Source organism: Clostridium sp. Marseille-Q2269 (assembly GCF_943736985.1).
Lineage (GTDB): Bacteria > Bacillota > Clostridia > Clostridiales > Clostridiaceae > Clostridium_F.
On the sequence record NZ_CALSFS010000005.1, the window covers coordinates 200,581 to 213,647 of the forward strand.

A 13,067-nucleotide genomic window follows, 5' to 3' on the forward strand; every position below is an offset into this window, starting at 1 on the left:
CCTACAAGCCAAATTTTTTCCTATCGAATAGTACTACATTTTCAACTACCTCTATATTTTCAATTCTAATACTAAACTCAGCAGTTATATCCGGAGCATCATCATGAACTGAATATTTCTGCCCTCTGAAATCTAATATCTGGTTCGTAAACTCACTATCTTCTTCAGCAAATATAATCTGCCCTTTATTAATATAAGGTATTAGGGTAGAAATCTTATCATCTTTATTCTTCTTTTGGTGTTCATTAATTATAGTAATATTTCTATTTCTTAGCACTGGATCATCATTTATTTTATTTTCAATGGCATTTGCATCAGCACCATTAAATGTGTTTTTCTCTATATACAAGTGACTTATATCCTGATAGTCCTTTAATAGTTTAATTGCATGGTCAACATACTTATCAAAATCAGTTCTAGCATTTATTTTAGCTAATTCAGCTTTACGGGCATATTTTAGATTATTATCTCCCATAGATCCTACTAAAAAAGCACTATAGTCGTTTTTCTTACCCCCACCACTAGCGGGGTCTATTAAAAGCATACTTTTATAAAAACTATGTGTCTCTATTTCTTTTCTCGTTTCAGTTCTTACACCTTTAAACCACTTTTGCCCAATGCTATCAACATCACCCTGGACTTCCTGTTTAAAGCTTGAAGGATTTTCATAATATGATAAGGCTATATCTAAACAATCCCAAAACTCACTCCACAGTAATGAAAATTGCATTTCCTCCTTGTGTTGCCAATAAAATTCTTTTGCATCTTCAAGCCTATTTTCATTTTTAAAGTTAAATAAAATAGACTTGAACTTACTCCACAATCCAGTGGTAAAGTACAAGTCTATATCTTCTAACAATACACCTTTTTCTTTCTTAAATTTCCATGTAGGCATTTTTAATAGCCTAGAATAAAAACACTCCTTATGTTGAAGTGTTCCTAATGCAATAAATGTAGTTCCTTTTTTAATTGTTTTACCATTTCTTATGACTGCCTTTTGACTAGCGTATTTAACATCATCTGAATATCGTTTCCACTTGTTCTCACGTGCCTGTTCTGTTCTTACATCATCCTCGGATTGATAATCATCTAAAATAATAAAATCTGGTCTACAATTATCATATTTACGCCCTCTCATGGGGCTGGCAGAGGAAATAGCTTCAATGAAAGTTTTATTGGTAAGTTCCAGTTGAGTACTATTACATTTATATCTTTTATCTTTATCATCTAAAATAATTCCAAAAGCTTTTTTAATATGTTCATTTTCTAATAATGTATTTTTAATATCACTTATAAATTTCTCTGCGGTACTCCCTATATCCGAGCAAATAAGAGTATATTTTTTATGTTTATAACAATGTGCCCATATAGTACCAGCAAAAGTACCAAAGACAGATTTACCAGTTCCCCTTGGAAGTATTCTTCCTATTTGGTCGGCTCCTTCTCCAATAATAGCGTTTTCTATATCATGCCATATCTCTTTATGTACTTTAGCTATAGGAGCCGCTGCATTATTTTCTTTAGGTAAAAAAGTATCTTGTAGAAAGTACATGCAGAAAAACTCCATATTCAATTTTCCTAATTGCCACGCTAATCCATGATATCCAAATAAATTACTACTATTAGATAAAATAAGTTCTTTGGCTTTTTCCTCGGGATTATCCGCTCCAGCAGAAATAAATTGCTCTGTGAGATATTTGAATAATAAATATGTATTTTGTTGTTCTTCTGTCATGTACTCACCTACCTTATGTAAAAATAGAAACTCACCAATAATTTCCTAGTGAGTTTCATATCTTTTAACTAAATTATAAAAACTATTTTTTTTAAGTCCTGTAAGCTCCATAGCTTTAACGGCTGTAATATTTTTATCTTTCCATTCATTATATACTTCATTCCAGTTGGAAGGAAATTCAATCTCTGGTCTACCAAGTTTTTGTCCTTTAGCTTTAGCCGCAGCGATACCTTCGGCTTGACGCTTTTTAATTTTAATTCTTTCTTTCTCAGCCATATATGATAATAATTCAAATACAATATTTGAAATAAGATTTTTTTCTAAATCTGATTTTCCAACAGTATTCAATATTGGATTATCAATTACAATTATATTTATACCTTTTTTCTGTAATTCTCTCCATTCTTCTTTTATCATTATCATATCCCTACCAAGTCTATCAAGTTCTTTAATTATTAAAGTATCTCCAGAACGTAGTAAATTATTTTTTAATGTTTGGTATCCTTCTCTATTAAAATCTTTACCAGATTGCTTATCAGTAATGATATCTCTTTCGGCAATTTCAATATCATTTTCTTTACAATATTGAATAACGCTTTCTAATTGTCTATCTAAATTCTGTTCTTTAGTACTAACTCTTAAATACCCATATACCTTTTCCATTAATAAACACCTCTGACTTTTTAAAATTTTATAGAAACTGTAGAACTGGTCACAGGGGCAATTTGAATTTTTCATTTTAGAAGTACCCCGGGTCTATAAATTTCTATATTTATATTATATAATTAGTGTTTACCAATGTCAATATTATTTTATAAACGTTTATTAATTTATTTTATGTATTTAATAAACATATTTTTATACTGTTTAACTATGTTTATTAAAGTATACCTTTATAAACTATTTAACACACTTAAGTTTCTTAAACTTATTTAGTTCTTCTTCCAACACATTAGTATCTAAAGTATCATTATTATTCTCTTTATTATCCTCCACTACATTAGTAGGATTACCATAGATTCTATTAATAAGATATTGGTTAGCAGCAAGACACACACGCTTATCACTCTTATCATTAGCTAATTCTTTTATGTTACCTATATAAGTAGTAAGGTCTTTAAGAATAAGCTGATTACCTTGGTTACTAAGTTCTCGTTTCCGCCTGTCCAGTTCAGCCTTTACATTATCTTTACTAAGCCAATTATAAACAGTACTCCTAACAACACCTAATCTCTTAGCTATATCCGTTATATTTTCACCTTCTATGAGCATAGTAACCATATCATTTTGTTGTACTGTTAATACTTCATAAGACATATAATCACCTCCTAGACACTTGTACATTAATTACAATAAAAAAGACACCTAGCTATTAACTAAGTGCCTCTTACTTTATTTCCTATGATACTATTATATAACGTTAAAATAACTCAAAACTGTAACCTTTCAATAATATAATACTAAAATAATAATACAATAATACTAAAATAATAATTCAGATATTCTGCTTATTATCCTTCTTCTTACTTTAATGCAATTATCAACTGATTGATTAAGTTCCTGTGCTATACTTGTCCAACTCTTTGTTGGCTTACTAAAATATCTTAACTCAACTAATTTCTTTTCATCATATTCTAATAGCTCCATAACCTTATTAACCAATTCTTTTTCATTTATTCTATTTTCTTTCTCTTGCTGTAATAGTTCTAATTCTTTTTGAATATATTCTTCTCTTCTTATGACTTCATTTTCTACTTCTGAATTAAACTTGTTTGTTTTTCCTGTTCTCTCTCCATACTCTATTCCCTTAACGCTTATATCATTCTTTAATTTTTTTATTTTAATATCTATTAATTCATTTAATATATCTATATCTTTATAGTTATATAAATGATATTCTGTTTTTTTAAATTTATTTTCTTCCATGCCTATCTCCTCCTAATGTAAATTATCAATACAACCTCCTGCATCTTCTAATTTTTTAATATCTATAATTGCAACATGAGTTGGTTTCATTTCATATTTATTATTTAATAAATTTGTTACAAAGTAAGCTCCATAACAAAAATCTTGTTTTTCTAATGCTCTTTCTATTGCAACAGGTTGAGATTTAAACATTTCTACATCCTTATAATTTTCTCTTAATACTTTATATGTTTTTCTTATATCAATTGAAAGAGTTCCTTTTACTTTATCAATTTTATAGTACATTTCATTAAATAATAATCCATCCCCAGATATTTTGTTTATGTAGTTAAATAAATCTATTACATTTATTTCTCTTTTAGCAATTAAAACTGGTTTAGGTAATTTATCTTTAAGAGCTTGTACTTCCATCTCAAGTTGTCCTATTTTTTTATATGCATTATCTTGAATTTTAAATAAATCTTTTCTATAATTCTTTTCTATATTTATAAAATATTCTCTTGCTTGCTTACCTCTTTTATTGTTTTCTACCATAGCCAACTCTTTAGCCATATCTAATGTAATTGCATATTCTGTTCTAGTTGAGCCTAAATTACTTCTCTCACGCTCCACAAATTTATGGAATGTGGTATAATCCTTATTTTCTATAAAACCATACTTTTCAATTCTACTTTTAACCCACGTTGTAAAATCTTGTTTACTCTCTAAAAACTCATGTAATTCCCTAGCACTAACTAACCTATCTTCATTTTCATTTGTTGTTATTTTAATTAATTCATTCATTATATTTACACTCCTTATTTTGGTTATTGCTTATTTTATAGTTTGGGTTACCTTTTTGAAGTCTTAAAAAGGTAACTTTTTTAACATGCCTCAACCTTAGTAATACTAATACTTTAAATATTTTTTATTATGGTTACCTTTTTGTAAAAATAATGTGCCTATCTTTTATATATATAATTCAAAATATATACACGTACGTATATTATTTTTATATTTAGGTAACTTGGTAACTTATATATATATTTATATAAAGAATATAGTAATATCAATACTTTACATAGGTTACCTTTTAAGTTACCTTTGGTTACCTTTATATTTTTTTGGTAACCTGTCTAAATGGGAAAATTTTTGCATCTTCTCCACTAACTTCTTCATAATCTGGTGGAGCTATTGAGTCTACTTTTAAATCCTGTAACATTTTCTTATCATAAATATCAAATTTTATTGATTTTCCATCTACTTTTATAACTTTTCCTGAAGCTTTAACTAGATAACCAGCTTTTTTAGCTTGTTTTTTAAAATCATTATATTTTAATGGAACTAAATCAGCTCCAACTCTAATAACATGCTCATGTATTTGATTAATCATTTCTGATGTTTTAATAAAAAGGCCATCACCTCTACTTTTAACAACATCTTCCCATCCTATAGCTCTGCTATCATTTATCATGTCATTGTATAAAATTAACATTCTTTCAACTAAGCTATGAACATTTTCTGTATCTTCCAAAACTTCAACTTTAATATTTTTTACTATGTGCTCATAAAAACTGTCTAGTTGATGCAATCCATGCTTTTGTAAAAGTTTATTAAATATCATCATTCCACATGAGATATTAATTGCAGTATTTTGAGTCCTGTTTTTTAAATCTTTTATATCCTTTTTAACCATTTCTCTTAATTCCTGATATTTTTCTACTGGCATTTCTAATATAATTTCTATTAAACTTCTTCCTAACTTATTTAATAATTCTTCATTTTTAATAAGCCACTGCATAGCCTCTGTATTCTTTGAAGTTCTTTCCCTTCTGGATAAATAAATAATACAACTTCTTTCAATTAATGCTTTTTCTTGGTTAGGATAACTTTCTTCTCCTGCTAAAATAATGGGCCTATATAAATTAAAATCCGTAGTTTTTAAACTTTTATTTCCTTTGCTTATAGTGGCTCTATCATATAGATTTCTTAATGTTTCTGATATGTTGCCTATTTTATACCTATCCATCATGCTTGGCTTAAATTCATCAAATAAGGCTGGATAGTTCCCATCACTCAAATTTTTCATAAGAGCAAAATTACTTATTAATCCAATAGATTTAATATCTTTCTTAGGATAATTAAGTATTGGAGCAATTACATTTTCAAGTATTGTACTTTTACCTGAGCCACTCTCCCCAACTATTAAAAGATGATGTAATTTTTGCTTAAGTGCCTGGCACTGATGCACCGCCAAATTATTTGTTACAGTTCCAATGATAGAAATTGATTTTTCTGGACCAGCAAACTTAAAAATATGTTTTATAACTTCCTTCAATTCCTCTGTTGTTATTGGTTCATTTTTTAGTACATCTGCATTATTTCGTCCATCACTCTTAATATGCTCATTCATTCCTTTTGAAGATATACATCCGTTATTCTCTATAAAAATTAATTCTCCGTTTCTTTCTATAAATTTAACACCGCCATAAACTTCTTCATTCTCTAAAGCAAAATATTTATTTATCCATCCCTTTAACCTATTTAAATCTTCAACTCTTCCACTAAACACAAGATCCATTGTTCCAAGAAAGTTTTTGAATGATTTAACATCATCAAATACAGTACTTATTCCTGTTCTTTCAATTGTATCTCCAGTAATACTTTTTAGTACTATGCTTACTCCTTCTGTTTCATCATCTATAAATTTAATCCTGGTTGCCTTTAATAATCTAAAGTCTGCAATATATTTTTTAGTTTCAATTACTTCCTCTGCTTTTTCTTTAAACATTATTTTATATATTCCACCTGCATCCTGCTGCAGTTCATATTTATTTTTTACGTCTAAGGATCTGTCAAAAGCATCTAATAAATTTTTTTTATCATGGCCAGCCTCTACCCAATCAGTAACATCTTTGTTATCTCCCAGAGATTTCAATCCTGGAAGGTTTATAAACTTAAATTCTCTAGCATATTTTTTAAATTCATTATAAATATTCCACTTATATTGCTCTCCAGCTTGTCCAGTATCTCCTATTACATATATTCTCATCCTATTATTTTTTAAAATATTTAATTCTTTACATCCTTTTAAACTTGTAGCCACATAACCCTTGTTTTTAAACATAGAATTTATTGTGTTAGCATCCTTTTCACCTTCATCTATAATCAATACATCATCATTCTTTATAGCACTTAAAGCATTGTATAGGTTATATGGAAGTTCATTAGTTCCTCTCTTAGCAATTACTTTTTCACCTTCCAAATGATAATATGAAAGTTGTTTTTTACCTTCTGTGTTCGTAAATTTAGCCTTAAAATATACTATCTCATCTCTTTCGTTCACAAATTTGAATATTCCCAGTAACTTTTGACCTTGTCTAAACTTACTTAATTCCCAAGCTACATAGTCTTTTACTTTTTCCTCCTGAAGTTCTTTTTCTGTTTTCTCAACTTCAATTCCTAAATACTCCCTAGCTTTTATATAATCTAAATTCTTATATTTCATTATAAAATCAATGGCATCTCCACACTCTGCACAACCAAAGCACTTAAAAAAATCTTTATTAGTGTCCGGATTAAATTTAACCCTTAAGGAAGGTGTTTTTTCTGAATGGAAAGGGCACTTTATGTACCCTTGCATATTAAATTTTTCTCCTGTTTCATTTTCTATTAAGTTTATTAAGTCTATATCCTGCAGTTCCACCTTCTCACCTCCTCTTTGCGTTGAAGCTATTACTCATTTTCTACAGCTAGTCCTATATCTGTGCTCAATTCTTTTAAGTAGTTTCTAATGCTATAGTAAAGTTTTCTATATATCTCAAACCCTGTATCTTTATTACTTGTAAAAATAGTGTCATGTAAGTATAAATCCTGTATACTTGATAGTCTTCCTAGGAAAGATTTAGGAGTATATAGACTCCTATAATTTCCTTTCTTTATATTCTCCATACCATTCTTATCCTCTATTATTAGATATATTTTAATTCCTTTATTTTTTGCTCTTTGAAGTTCTCTTATAAGTCTTATATCATCATGTGTATCTGTTTTTTCTGCTAAATTTCCAGCAAGTTCATCAACGCTATTCTTTCTCTCAACTGCTACTGGAAAATATATATCTCTATAAATACCCATATCGGGCCTTTTAGTTATTATTGCGGTGTAATCTCCCTCATCTATCTTTTTCTTTTTATATTTAATTTTCTTTTCATCAAAATAATTTAATACATGTTGATTTTTTTGCTCTCTTGTATCATATAAAATAATAAAGTTTTCTTTAAGAAGTTTTTTAATCTCTGTATCTGTGAATTTATAATACATTTTTATCCTCCAATATTTCTATGGTTACATTTCTATTTATTTTTGTAACCTAATATTCATCAAGCATTAACTCCATTATCTTAAGCCACTTGTCCACTTCTTCCTTAGTTTTAAAATTTGGCCAATGTCCTGGAACTACCTTAAAATTTGCCTTTTTATATTTCTCCATAAAGTATTCATAAATTTCATTACTCATTTTTGTTTTTCTCCTTATTAAATTTGACCTCTTACCCTCTTATTGTGATTTCTGCTTTTCTTTTTACATCTATAGAAACTTTCCGTCATAACTGCTACAAAATCCTGATCTTTTTTACGCTTTTTCTTTATCTGTAATGCTGATATATTCTTTATAAATTCTTCTTTAGATATTTCCATATACCCACCTCTTAATATCTCTTTCTTATTTTTTTAGTTATGAATATAACTATTATTATGAGAATTAATAAAGTTAAGATATCTTTCCATATTCCGCTATAACCATAGTCTATTGTTTGGCTTGTCCCTCCTGCTCTAGTTACAACCACGGTATTATGATTAGTTAAAGCTCTATACATCCAATAATTATCCCAAAAACTACTCCTAAAACTGCCACCATGAGGTGTGTAATAGGTAGTATTATGTCTAGGGGCATTATAGTGATTATGGATTACAGTATTATTTATTTTAGTATTATTATTAATAGTTTTACTAGTAGGTTTACTAGCTGTTTTAGTTCTTACATTAGTGGCTTTTAAACCTTTAGGGGATTTTATGGAACTGCTTTTAATACTGTTTGATCTAAAACTTGATCGACTACTACTTGAATGACTAATACTTGGGCGACTAATACTAGATCGGCTACTAATCCCCTTAGCTTGTACACCAAAACTTAATCCTATTGATATGATTGATATTAATATTAAATATAATATTTTATTTTTTTTCATTAATTCATCTTCCTTTCATTTTAGTTTCATATCCTGCAACTATTCTTCTAATAAAATCAACTGCGGTGATCTAAAAAACTCATCCTTTAATATTTTTTCAACTTTATTTACAGCTTTTTTGTCAGTATCAGCTTCTATTATTTTGGTTACTAAATTATCATCTATATTTTTATAACTTAATTCATATTTCATCTAAAATTCTCCTTAACTAAATCCTTAAATTATTTCTACTCTTCATAAATAATTTTTATTTTCTTTCCATCATTTTTTCTTAATATACCTTCCAAATCTATAACTTGATTGTTTATTAAATCTATTCCACCTTCTGTCAAATTCATAAGCTCATATTCATAAAACTTAACTACTCCTTCAGTTTCTATCATCATCTTATATCCTCCATTTTTTTATAATTTCTTTAAGTCGAGACATTAATCTGATATATCTGATAGGTCAAACGCTCTCTTAAGATGTAGCCTTACTAACTTTCTAAACAATTTTCTTCTTTTGTAAAATGAACCATTTCCTAAGTCAGGGTATAACTTAATATTTTCTGTAACTGCTTTATTTAAAACCTTTTGAAATTTATTCATTTTTACACCTCATTTCAAATTTTGAATTGATTCTATTAATCTCTTGTTTAATTTTTAATCTTTGCTCTGCAAATTCTTCTCCATGCCTAAAGCCCATTCTGTGAGAAAATTCACATGTAATATAATTTGTAATTATCAACAATATAATAAGACTAGCTACTAATAAATTCATAATATCTCCTCCATTATTTGTATTGTTTAATCTTTAATGAAAATCCATTTTCTGATATTTCTCCATAACAACACTACTAATATAACTGCTATAATTGAATCTGATATACTTTCTTGTATTCCTCCATCAAATATTATTTCTAATTGATCCCACATAGATTTTAATATCAAAAATAATCCATCCATAATAAGTACATCCGTAATATATATTTTTAAATAAAATTTACATTTTTCATTCATATCTTGTTCTCCTATTTATCTCTCATTGTTATCTGTTATTTGAATTATTTCCTAAAATAATCTCCAACTCTTTTAATAAGTTCAACTTCCCATATATCATCATATAAATTTTTCGTTTTTATAATATCCCTCTCTTTATTGCAAAGCTTTATCCTTCTTACTTCTTCTATACCTTTTACAATTAATACTCTTTTAGATATATCACTTATAATATTGCTCAATCTATTTACCTCACTTTTTTCTATCATACTTTTGATGCAGTTCCCAATTTTTGTGTTTAGTTTCCTTTATAGCAATGTTTAATGCTTGCTCTTCATTATCTGCTATTACTACAACTTCTTGAACTGGACAACATTTTAAACTTTCAAATCTATATATCCTATTTCCTCCTATCTTTGAATTGTGACACTAACATAATCCTTTTATAATGTGAATTAAATATTTAAACTATCATATAATTCATTTAAATCATTTATTATTTTTACCCTAACTCTACCAGCCATTTCAGATTGTTTTAGTTCATCATTTTCCTCATATGCTAACATTATTTTTCTCTTATCCTCATTAACCAATTGAACTAAATATGGTATGTCATTTCTATCTAACATAAGTTGCTCCTTTCATTCGCAATTATTTCATGTTCTGTCTTAATCTAAATTTTTATTAATCTAGAATGGAATATCTCCATCATCCACAGGTGTTAATTCCTCGTAGTTAGTAGATGATTCGTTAGATTGATTTTCATTAATCTTTGTCCCTTTATCCTGTAAAAACTCAAAATCTTCTACTACTATATCTGTGCTCCATCTGTTATTATTATCTTTATCAACATACTTGTTTATTTGAAGCCTTCCACTAAGACCAAATCTATGTCCCTTTTGAACATAATTTGCTATTGCTTCAGCTCTTTTACCAAAACATACACAAGGAATAAAATCTGCTTCCTGTGGCTTGGACTTGTCAAATTGCGGTCTGTTTACCGCTAATGTAAATTTTGTTACTGCTGTTCCTGTTCCAGGAGCAAAAGTTAACTCTGGATCTTTAGTTAATCTTCCAACAAGTTGTATTTTATTCATCCATTACACCCCTTTAATTTTCATTTGTTTTTTATCTTCACCAGGTTCAAAATGTTCTTCTAATATATAACTTGACTCTAGATCTGCAGTATTAAGAGCAACTGCTGCATTGCATATATTCCAAGCGGCACTAACATTATTTAAGTTTTCTTTCGATTCATATCCTCCCATGTGCCACCTTATCATTAGCACTTCATCTTTCGTTAGGGGTATAAGTTGCTGAAGAATAATAACGCTTTTCTCACCATGACCTATAGGCAATAAATCATTAACTCCATAAGCTGGCATTTTAATCCACTTGGGCTTTTCCCCTGCAGCTGCTATATTTACATTTTTATTATATACAGTGTAAAAATTAATCTTGCATGTATCATGTAACAATGCAACAATTTTCATTGTGTCTTCACTTAATCCAAAATCAAATCTTTTATTTTTCTCCTTAAATAACTCATAAACATTTAGGCTATGCTCTGCTAATCCCCCCTGATAATTGCCATGAAATCTAGTAGAGGCAGGAGCGACAAAGAAGTCACTTTCTTCCAGATATTTAATAACTCTATCTATTCCCTTTCTCTCCACACTACTTAAAAGATTAATTATTCTTTCTTTAACCTCAAAAATATCTTTCATTTTTTCTACTCTCCTAACTTATTTCTAGTCCTGGCACTGCAACGTATGTAGGTATGCCAGTTAAGGCTTCTATCTCTTTTCTAAATTCTTCTGGATTTCCATTATTCTCACTTAAATGAATTAAAGTAATGGTTTTTGTATTGGATAAATCCCAAGTTTTTAATGTTTCCTTTAACGTTTCTAAACTCATATGGGATTTAAAAGTTCTTGTTTGATATGATTCTAAATCCTCCATATATCTCTCTGAATAGTTACATTCAATTAAGATATGGTCCACATTTTTAAATTTATATTTTAAGTAATAAGTATCTGTTGCAAACACTATTTTACCTATCTGAGGGTGTTGTATTAAATAACCTAAACACTCACATTCTGTACCATCTGAATTTGTATGTTCTGCCTTAAATGCCATTACTTTAAATTCTCCTAATCTGACTTTATCTAAATGTTGCATTAAAAAAGTTTTATGGTATTCTTTACAATTGTACTTTTTTAATACTTCTAACGGAGCACATACCTTGGGCAAACTCTCAAATGCTCTTTTAAAGCTTTTACAATGGTCTGAATGTTTATGACTTATCAAACACCCTTTAACTCCTTTAATATTGTAATTTAAACCTTTGAGTATATTTCTCCAATCAATCCCACACTCAAGCAGAAGTTTTTCTTCTCCTGCTTGAATAATGTAACAATTTCCTTTGGATCCACTAGCTAATACTTTAATCATTAGTATGGAGTCTCCTCTTCGCCATCTTTTGGTTCAACTATTTCAGCTTCAACTACTGGAGTTTCTTTTTCTACTAATTCAGTTTCTTCAATATCTATAACCTCTTTATTAGCTTCTTCTTTAATTTCTTCTTTTACTTCATGTTGCACATTTACTATTTTTGATTCATCTACGCCCAATTCTTCATTTGAATACATTGCTCCGATTTCTGCTGGGAAAGCTTCTCTTAAAGCTTGTACTAAAGCTACTTTTCTTATCATAGTGCTTGGCATACTCTTCCATGTGCTTTGTTGCTTGTTATATTCCTCTAAGCTTACTTTAGCTACTATTGGACAATTCTTTCCTTCTACCATTACCTCAGCCCAACCACCAAGAAGAGTATCAGTTTTTAATTTAAAGCAACCTTCTAATTCAACTATTTCCTTTTCTCTCATAACAATAACCCCTGCTCTGTGACCTTTATAATTCGGATTTTCCTCTGCTTTTCTCATAAACGCTTCTTTACCAGTAACAATCTGTGCTTCATCCTTAAATTTAACTAAGTAAGCTTCATTTAAGAAAGGATTTAACTTCCTATACTTGCATAAATTCATAAAAACAACTACTTCTCTATTTGTTATCTGTTTATTTCCTTTAGCTAAATAATTTTTAACTATACTTCCTGTTAGTTTTACCTCTTCCTCACCTACGTTGTATACCATTTCTTTTTCTAATAATGCTACTGCACTATTTTTGTTTTCTGCCATT

The 13,067-nt window shown here is 28.7% G+C and carries 21 protein-coding genes; all 21 read right to left on the minus strand.

The features are described 5' to 3' along the window. Nucleotide 1: 1 nt before the first annotated feature. A complete protein-coding gene (locus NGI68_RS08560; protein WP_251861054.1) occupies nucleotides 2-1,735 on the minus strand; it encodes a hypothetical protein in 1,734 nt (577 codons plus the stop codon). 45 nt (nucleotides 1,736-1,780) lie between these two features. Then, the gene (locus NGI68_RS08565) at nucleotides 1,781-2,398 is read right to left on the minus strand and encodes a recombinase family protein (protein ID WP_251861055.1); all 618 of its coding nucleotides are present in this window, start codon (nucleotides 2,396-2,398) and stop codon (nucleotides 1,781-1,783) included. A 237-nt stretch (nucleotides 2,399-2,635) separates the two neighbouring features. Then, a complete protein-coding gene (locus NGI68_RS08570) occupies nucleotides 2,636-3,052 on the minus strand; it encodes a helix-turn-helix domain-containing protein (protein WP_251861056.1) in 417 nt (138 codons plus the stop codon). 165 nt (nucleotides 3,053-3,217) lie between these two features. Next, on the minus strand, nucleotides 3,218-3,661 hold the full coding sequence (locus tag NGI68_RS08575) for a DUF722 domain-containing protein (protein ID WP_251861057.1): 444 nt from the start codon (nucleotides 3,659-3,661) through the stop codon (nucleotides 3,218-3,220). 12 nt (nucleotides 3,662-3,673) lie between these two features. Then, the gene (locus NGI68_RS08580) at nucleotides 3,674-4,444 is read right to left on the minus strand and encodes an antA/AntB antirepressor family protein (protein ID WP_251861058.1); all 771 of its coding nucleotides are present in this window, start codon (nucleotides 4,442-4,444) and stop codon (nucleotides 3,674-3,676) included. 310 nt (nucleotides 4,445-4,754) lie between these two features. After that, entirely contained in the window at nucleotides 4,755-7,346 is a 2,592-nt protein-coding gene (locus NGI68_RS08585; RefSeq protein WP_251861059.1) for a CHC2 zinc finger domain-containing protein, read from the minus strand. Nucleotides 7,347-7,375: 29 nt separating this feature from the next. Then, entirely contained in the window at nucleotides 7,376-7,960 is a 585-nt protein-coding gene (locus NGI68_RS08590) for an ERCC4 domain-containing protein (RefSeq protein WP_251861060.1), read from the minus strand. 49 nt (nucleotides 7,961-8,009) lie between these two features. Then, on the minus strand, nucleotides 8,010-8,156 hold the full coding sequence (locus NGI68_RS08595) for a hypothetical protein (protein WP_251861061.1): 147 nt from the start codon (nucleotides 8,154-8,156) through the stop codon (nucleotides 8,010-8,012). Nucleotides 8,157-8,173: 17 nt separating this feature from the next. After that, nucleotides 8,174-8,335 (minus strand): hypothetical protein, encoded by a 162-nt coding sequence (locus tag NGI68_RS08600; RefSeq protein ID WP_251861062.1) that lies wholly within the window; start codon nucleotides 8,333-8,335, stop codon nucleotides 8,174-8,176. Nucleotides 8,336-8,346: 11 nt separating this feature from the next. Next, a complete protein-coding gene (locus NGI68_RS08605) occupies nucleotides 8,347-8,886 on the minus strand; it encodes a hypothetical protein (protein WP_251861063.1) in 540 nt (179 codons plus the stop codon). A gap of 39 nt (nucleotides 8,887-8,925) precedes the next feature. Next, on the minus strand, nucleotides 8,926-9,078 hold the full coding sequence (locus NGI68_RS08610; protein WP_251861064.1) for a hypothetical protein: 153 nt from the start codon (nucleotides 9,076-9,078) through the stop codon (nucleotides 8,926-8,928). A gap of 35 nt (nucleotides 9,079-9,113) precedes the next feature. After that, nucleotides 9,114-9,272 (minus strand): hypothetical protein, encoded by a 159-nt coding sequence (locus NGI68_RS08615; protein ID WP_251861065.1) that lies wholly within the window; start codon nucleotides 9,270-9,272, stop codon nucleotides 9,114-9,116. 42 nt (nucleotides 9,273-9,314) lie between these two features. Then, nucleotides 9,315-9,476 carry a hypothetical protein gene (locus NGI68_RS08620; RefSeq protein WP_251861066.1) on the minus strand — a complete coding sequence of 54 codons (162 nt, stop codon included), beginning with the start codon at nucleotides 9,474-9,476 and terminating at the stop codon, nucleotides 9,315-9,317. Then, entirely contained in the window at nucleotides 9,469-9,648 is a 180-nt protein-coding gene (locus NGI68_RS08625) for a hypothetical protein (RefSeq protein WP_251861067.1), read from the minus strand. The genes NGI68_RS08620 and NGI68_RS08625 overlap by 8 nt, the downstream gene beginning before the upstream one ends. Before the next feature lie 26 nt (nucleotides 9,649-9,674). Further along, entirely contained in the window at nucleotides 9,675-9,887 is a 213-nt protein-coding gene (locus NGI68_RS08630; RefSeq protein ID WP_251861068.1) for a hypothetical protein, read from the minus strand. A gap of 44 nt (nucleotides 9,888-9,931) precedes the next feature. Further along, a complete protein-coding gene (locus NGI68_RS08635) occupies nucleotides 9,932-10,135 on the minus strand; it encodes a hypothetical protein (protein ID WP_251861069.1) in 204 nt (67 codons plus the stop codon). 186 nt (nucleotides 10,136-10,321) lie between these two features. After that, complete coding sequence (locus tag NGI68_RS08640) at nucleotides 10,322-10,495, minus strand: hypothetical protein (RefSeq protein ID WP_251861070.1); 174 nt, start codon at nucleotides 10,493-10,495, stop codon at nucleotides 10,322-10,324. Nucleotides 10,496-10,555: 60 nt separating this feature from the next. After that, the gene (locus tag NGI68_RS08645; protein WP_251861071.1) at nucleotides 10,556-10,963 is read right to left on the minus strand and encodes a single-stranded DNA-binding protein; all 408 of its coding nucleotides are present in this window, start codon (nucleotides 10,961-10,963) and stop codon (nucleotides 10,556-10,558) included. Between the two features lie 3 nt (nucleotides 10,964-10,966). Then, nucleotides 10,967-11,593, minus strand: a complete 627-nt coding sequence (locus NGI68_RS08650) for an HD domain-containing protein (RefSeq protein ID WP_251861072.1) — start codon at nucleotides 11,591-11,593, stop codon at nucleotides 10,967-10,969. 13 nt (nucleotides 11,594-11,606) lie between these two features. Next, nucleotides 11,607-12,320, minus strand: coding sequence for an MBL fold metallo-hydrolase (locus NGI68_RS08655; RefSeq protein ID WP_251861073.1), 714 nt, complete (start codon nucleotides 12,318-12,320; stop codon nucleotides 11,607-11,609). Continuing rightward, nucleotides 12,320-13,066, minus strand: coding sequence for a phage recombination protein Bet (gene bet, locus NGI68_RS08660; RefSeq protein WP_251861074.1), 747 nt, complete (start codon nucleotides 13,064-13,066; stop codon nucleotides 12,320-12,322). Before bet ends, NGI68_RS08655 begins: the two co-directional genes overlap by 1 nt. Nucleotide 13,067: the final 1 nt, after the last annotated feature.

What these genes read in the sequence shown, in the direction of transcription:
- NGI68_RS08560 (WP_251861054.1), bottom strand. Translation starts at nt 1,735, where the DNA reads ATGACAGAAGAACAACAAAATACATATTTATTATTCAAATATCTCACA.
- NGI68_RS08565 (WP_251861055.1), bottom strand. Translation starts at nt 2,398, where the DNA reads ATGGAAAAGGTATATGGGTATTTAAGAGTTAGTACTAAAGAACAGAAT.
- NGI68_RS08570 (WP_251861056.1), bottom strand. Translation starts at nt 3,052, where the DNA reads ATGTCTTATGAAGTATTAACAGTACAACAAAATGATATGGTTACTATG.
- NGI68_RS08575 (WP_251861057.1), bottom strand. Translation starts at nt 3,661, where the DNA reads ATGGAAGAAAATAAATTTAAAAAAACAGAATATCATTTATATAACTAT.
- NGI68_RS08580 (WP_251861058.1), bottom strand. Translation starts at nt 4,444, where the DNA reads ATGAATGAATTAATTAAAATAACAACAAATGAAAATGAAGATAGGTTA.
- NGI68_RS08590 (WP_251861060.1), bottom strand. Translation starts at nt 7,960, where the DNA reads ATGTATTATAAATTCACAGATACAGAGATTAAAAAACTTCTTAAAGAA.
- NGI68_RS08595 (WP_251861061.1), bottom strand. Translation starts at nt 8,156, where the DNA reads ATGAGTAATGAAATTTATGAATACTTTATGGAGAAATATAAAAAGGCA.
- NGI68_RS08600 (WP_251861062.1), bottom strand. Translation starts at nt 8,335, where the DNA reads ATGGAAATATCTAAAGAAGAATTTATAAAGAATATATCAGCATTACAG.
- NGI68_RS08605 (WP_251861063.1), bottom strand. Translation starts at nt 8,886, where the DNA reads ATGAAAAAAAATAAAATATTATATTTAATATTAATATCAATCATATCA.
- NGI68_RS08610 (WP_251861064.1), bottom strand. Translation starts at nt 9,078, where the DNA reads ATGAAATATGAATTAAGTTATAAAAATATAGATGATAATTTAGTAACC.
- NGI68_RS08615 (WP_251861065.1), bottom strand. Translation starts at nt 9,272, where the DNA reads ATGATGATAGAAACTGAAGGAGTAGTTAAGTTTTATGAATATGAGCTT.
- NGI68_RS08620 (WP_251861066.1), bottom strand. Translation starts at nt 9,476, where the DNA reads ATGAATAAATTTCAAAAGGTTTTAAATAAAGCAGTTACAGAAAATATT.
- NGI68_RS08625 (WP_251861067.1), bottom strand. Translation starts at nt 9,648, where the DNA reads ATGAATTTATTAGTAGCTAGTCTTATTATATTGTTGATAATTACAAAT.
- NGI68_RS08630 (WP_251861068.1), bottom strand. Translation starts at nt 9,887, where the DNA reads ATGAATGAAAAATGTAAATTTTATTTAAAAATATATATTACGGATGTA.
- NGI68_RS08635 (WP_251861069.1), bottom strand. Translation starts at nt 10,135, where the DNA reads ATGATAGAAAAAAGTGAGGTAAATAGATTGAGCAATATTATAAGTGAT.
- NGI68_RS08640 (WP_251861070.1), bottom strand. Translation starts at nt 10,495, where the DNA reads ATGTTAGATAGAAATGACATACCATATTTAGTTCAATTGGTTAATGAG.
- NGI68_RS08645 (WP_251861071.1), bottom strand. Translation starts at nt 10,963, where the DNA reads ATGAATAAAATACAACTTGTTGGAAGATTAACTAAAGATCCAGAGTTA.
- NGI68_RS08650 (WP_251861072.1), bottom strand. Translation starts at nt 11,593, where the DNA reads ATGAAAGATATTTTTGAGGTTAAAGAAAGAATAATTAATCTTTTAAGT.
- NGI68_RS08655 (WP_251861073.1), bottom strand. Translation starts at nt 12,320, where the DNA reads ATGATTAAAGTATTAGCTAGTGGATCCAAAGGAAATTGTTACATTATT.
- bet (WP_251861074.1), bottom strand. Translation starts at nt 13,066, where the DNA reads ATGGCAGAAAACAAAAATAGTGCAGTAGCATTATTAGAAAAAGAAATG.